Source organism: Streptomyces sp. NPDC058964 (assembly GCF_042741275.1).
Classification (GTDB): domain Bacteria; phylum Actinomycetota; class Actinomycetes; order Streptomycetales; family Streptomycetaceae; genus Streptomyces.
Genome location: NZ_JBHYKH010000655.1, coordinates 1 through 4,353 on the forward strand (window position 1 = coordinate 1; position 4,353 = coordinate 4,353).

The 4,353-nt window shown below is 74.2% G+C and carries 3 protein-coding genes and 1 pseudogene; all 4 read left to right on the forward strand.

Going from position 1 to position 4,353, the window contains the following annotated elements; genetic code table 11:
• Positions 1-304: 304 nt before the first annotated feature.
• Positions 305-1,501, forward strand: coding sequence for a lycopene cyclase family protein (locus tag ACFW2E_RS42340; RefSeq protein WP_384476139.1), 1,197 nt, complete (start codon positions 305-307; stop codon positions 1,499-1,501).
• 41 nt (positions 1,502-1,542) lie between these two features.
• On the forward strand, positions 1,543-2,274 hold the full coding sequence (locus tag ACFW2E_RS42345) for a class I SAM-dependent methyltransferase (protein WP_384476142.1): 732 nt from the start codon (positions 1,543-1,545) through the stop codon (positions 2,272-2,274).
• A 50-nt stretch (positions 2,275-2,324) separates the two neighbouring features.
• Entirely contained in the window at positions 2,325-3,872 is a 1,548-nt protein-coding gene (locus ACFW2E_RS42350) for an FAD-dependent oxidoreductase (RefSeq protein ID WP_384476145.1), read from the forward strand.
• A 262-nt stretch (positions 3,873-4,134) separates the two neighbouring features.
• Positions 4,135-4,320: pseudogene (locus ACFW2E_RS42355) on the forward strand (MBL fold metallo-hydrolase); the annotation flags it as partial.
• Positions 4,321-4,353: the final 33 nt, after the last annotated feature.

Genomic DNA, 4,353 nt, shown 5'->3' on the forward strand with positions numbered 1-4,353 from the left:
GGTATACCCGCGTCCCGGCCGCGCGGTGCCTGGAACCCGGACGCCCCGATGCCTTCCCCGCCGGGGCCGGTCTGCCGCGGGCGGGGCACCGAATGGCCCCCGCCACCACCCGTTCGGCGGGCAGCCGTCGGAAAGCGGACCAGCGTGGCACGCATCCCGGGGCGGGGCCGGGCCGGAATACTCCGGCGCAGCCGGCTGCCCCGGGGGGCCGCCGGGGGGGCGGGCGTCGGGGGGGCCCGGCCGACGCCGCGGCGGACGGCACCGGCGCGGGCCGGTGGAGAGCGGGCGCAGGAACGGAGGAGGAGTGGTCGAGTCGGACATCGTCATCGTCGGCGGCGGGGCCGCGGGACTGTCCCTGGCGCACCGCTTGCCGAGGAACACGGTCCGGCGGCAGGCGGTGTCCGCCGTCCTGGTCGACGCGCCGGCCGGTCCTTTGCGGGCACCGCCGCGGACCTGGTGCTTCTGGGAAGCCGGCCGGGGCCGTTACCACTCCGCGGTGACGGCCTCCTGGGAATGGCTGCGCATCCACAGCCGGCGCGGGACGGCCGTGCTGCGCCCCATCGCACCCCTGCGCTACAAGATGATCCGCTCCGACGACTTCGAGGCGCTGGTGGCGAACGACCTGGCGCAGCGGCCGTGGATCAGACGGATCGAGGCCACTGTTCACGACGTGGCGTTCCGTCGCGGCGGCCCGGCGCACGTGCGGGCCACGGACGCCTCAGGTGCCCGGGTCGATCTGGCGGCCCGCTGGGTGTTCGACTCCCGGCCCCTGCACCGCCTGCCCGCCGCCCGTACCCACCTGCTTCAGCACTTCCGCGGCTGGTTCGTCCGCACCAGGCGGCCGGTGTTCGACCCGGCCGTGGCGGAGCTGATGGACTTCCGCACACCGCAGCCGGCGCGCGGACTGTCCTTCGGGTACGTCCTGCCCACCAGCCGCCACACCGCCCTGGTCGAGTACACCGAGTTCGGCCCGGCGCCGCTGACCGCCGACGCCTATGACACCGCGCTGGAGCACTACACGCACCAGGTGCTCGGCATCGGCCCGGTGCAGGTCCTGGCCACGGAGCAAGGGGTGATCCCCATGACGGACGCCGTCCTCCCCGCCCGCGCCGCACCCACGGTGTTCCGCATCGGAGTCGCCGGCGGCTGCACACGTCCCTCCACCGGCTACACCTTCGCCGCCATCCAGCGGCAGACAGAGGCCGTCGCCCGGGCCGTCCGCGCGGGCCGCCGTCCCGCTCCACCGCCGCCGCACCCGAGGCGTGCGCGGATGATGGACGCCGTCCTCCTGCGTGCTCTGGACACCGGCCGCGTCGACGGCCCGGACTTCTTCTGCCGGCTGTTCGACCGCGTGCCCGTAACGCGGCTGCTGCGGTTCCTGGACGGGCGGACCCGGCTGTACGAGGACCTCGCGGTCGGCGCGCACGCCCCGGTGGCACCGATGCTGCGCACGGCTGCGGAACTGCGGTGGCTGCCCCGCCGCCCCTTCCCCGCCCCCTGACCGGCCTGCCCAGGCAGGCGGCCTCCGCACAGGAGTTGCTGATGACCTTGCTGCACGATGCGGCGCTGGCCGAAGCGTTCGACCGCAGCGCCGGCAGCTACGACCGTCTGGTGACGCTGAACCCGGGCTATCACGCGCAGTTGCGCCGCTCCGCCCGGCGCCTCGCCCAGGCGGCCGGCATGGCCGGGCACCGGGTACTCGATCTCGGCTGTGGCACGGGGGCCTCGACCGCGGCCCTGGCCGCCGCCCTGCCGCGTGCGCGGATCGTCGGGGTGGACGCGTCGGCGGGCATGCTGCGCCGGGCCGCCGCCAAGGAGTGGCCGACCCGGGTGAGCTTCGTCCACGCCCCGGCGGAGGACCTCACCGCGGCCGGTGTGCACGGCCCGTTCGACGCGGTCTTCGCCGCCTATCTGTTCCGCAACCTGGCCGACTGCGACGCCGTGCTGGGTACGGTGCTGGAACTGCTCGCGCCGGGTGGCCGGCTCGCGGTGCACGAGTACGCGCTCAGCGGGCGGCGCGTGGACCGCGCGGTGTGGTCCGCGGTCTGCGGGGGCGTCATCCTGCCGCTCGGCGCGGCCACCGGCAACGGCGGGCTCTACCGCCATCTGCGGCGCAGCGTCGCCGAGTTCGACACCGCGCCGGCGTTCGCCGGCCGGATGCGCCGGGCCGGATTCGACCGGGTCCGTGTGCTGCCGCTGCCGGGCTGGCAGACGGGCATCACGCACACCTTCCTCGCCCGGCGGCCACCGGAGCGTCCCGGCGGTGCCCGGTGAACGGCCGAACCAGCGGCCGGCCGCCCGGCCGGGACCGGCGAGCGCAGAGGGTGGCCGTCCGGCCGGGAACGGACCAAGTACCGGCCGATCCGCCGGTCACCGCGGTGATCGGCGGCGGCATCGCCGGTCTGGCCGCGGCCACGGTGCTGGCGGAGCGGGGGGTGCGCGTGGTGCTGTACGAGCGGGAGCCCTTCCTCGGCGGCCGGGTGGCGGGGTGGCCGGTCACCCTCCCCGACGGCAGCCGCGCCACGATGAGCCGGGGCTTCCACGCCTTCTTCCGGCAGTACTACAACCTGCGGGCTCTGCTGCGCCGGGTGGATCCTGGGCTGGGCATGCTGACCGGCCTGCCCGACTATCCCCTTCGGCACAGCGGCGGTCTGCGCGACAGCTTCCGCCACGTGCCGCGCACCCCGCCGTGGAGCGCGCTCGGCTTCGCGGCGCTCAGCCCCACGTTTCGGCTCGGGGACCTGCTGTCCCTGCGCCCTGCCGCCGCGCTGCCCCTGCTGGACGTCCGTACCCTCCGAGTGCACGAGGACCTCGACCACGTCAGCGCCGACGCCTTCCTGGACGCCGTGCGCTTCCCTGAGGCCGCGCGGCATCTGGCCTTCGAGGTGTTCTCCCGGAGCTTCTTCGCCGATCCCCGGGAGCTCTCGGCGGCCGAGATGGCGCTGATGTTCCACATCTACTTCCTCGGCTCGAGCGAGGGTCTGCTGTTCGACGTGCCCCGAGAGCCCTTCCCCACGGCTCTCTGGGAGCCGTTGGCGGGGCATCTGGCGCAGTACGGAGCCACCCTGCGCACCGCCACACCCGTCGAGACCGTCCATCCCGTCCCGGACGGTGGGCACCTCGTGGTCGACGCGTCCGGCACCCGGCTCTTCGACGCCGTGGTGCTGGCCATGGACACCGATGGTCTGAAAGCGGTGGTGGGCCGCTCCTCGCGCCTCGGCGACAGCGCGTGGCGCGACCGGATCGCGCGGCTGCGCACGGCCGCGCCTTTCCTCGTGTCCCGGCTGTGGCTGGACCGCCCCCTGGACCCCACCCGCCCCGGCTTCCTCGGCACCAGCGGCTACGGAGCGCTGGACAACGTCAGTGCTCTCGCCCGGTGGGAGGGGGAGGCGCGACGCTGGGCCGCACGCACCGGGGGCTCGGTCGTCGAACTCCACGCCTACGCCGCGCCGCCTGCCACCGACCGCGACACCGCCGAACGGGATCTCGTCGAGCAACTCCACCGGGTGTATCCGGAGACGCGCCGCGCCCGTGTCCTCGCCGCGCGGCACGAGTGGCGGGCGGACTGCCCCCTCTTCCCCGTCGGCGGGTACGTCCACCGTCCTACAGTGCGCACCCCTGACCCGGCCGTCGTCGTCGCCGGTGACCTGGTCCGCACCGACCTGCCCGTGGCCCTGATGGAACGCGCGGCCACCTCGGGCTTCCTCGCCGCCAACGCCCTGCTGGAGCGGTGGGGGGTACGCGGGGAGGAAGTGTGGACAGTCCCCGACCGCGGCCGGTCAGCGCTGTTGCGAGCCCTCGCGGCACGCCGCCGACCCAGGCCTCGGAGGGGTGAGAGCAGCGGGAAGCGGGAGCATGCGGGGCTCGAATAACGCGCTGTCCTGACGCCGCCCCGGACGCAATACCGGTGATTTAGGTTGTTTTACGGTGGGGTCCGACATACGGCGGATCCGACATACGGCAGGTCGGCCTGACCGTGGTCGGGTCGACCAGGTTCACACGGGGAGAGCCGGCCGGGGCGGATTGTGGTGCTCGGCGCGTCTGGGCTTCCAGTTGGACATCTTGCGTTTGACCACGCGCGAGGGAAGCGCAGGTGCGCGGTCTCCCCGGGGTGTGTGATCACCACCCCTGACGTTCCCTGGCGGTGTGGGCAACACGCGCAAGGATCCGCAGGCGTTCGCCAGTCTGATCCACGACGTCGAGACGAAGATCTTCGACGTGCTGCCGGACGAGACCTGGGTCTACCCGGGCCACGGCAACGACACCACGCTGGGCGCCGAGCGACCGCCTCTGCCGGAGTGGCACGCGCGCGGGTGGTGAACGCGGACGAGCGAGTCCCGGCCGGGGCAGGCG

Excerpts from the sequence above, each read along its gene's own strand:
- ACFW2E_RS42345 (WP_384476142.1), top strand. The coding sequence starts at position 1,543 with ATGACCTTGCTGCACGATGCGGCGCTGGCCGAAGCGTTCGACCGCAGC.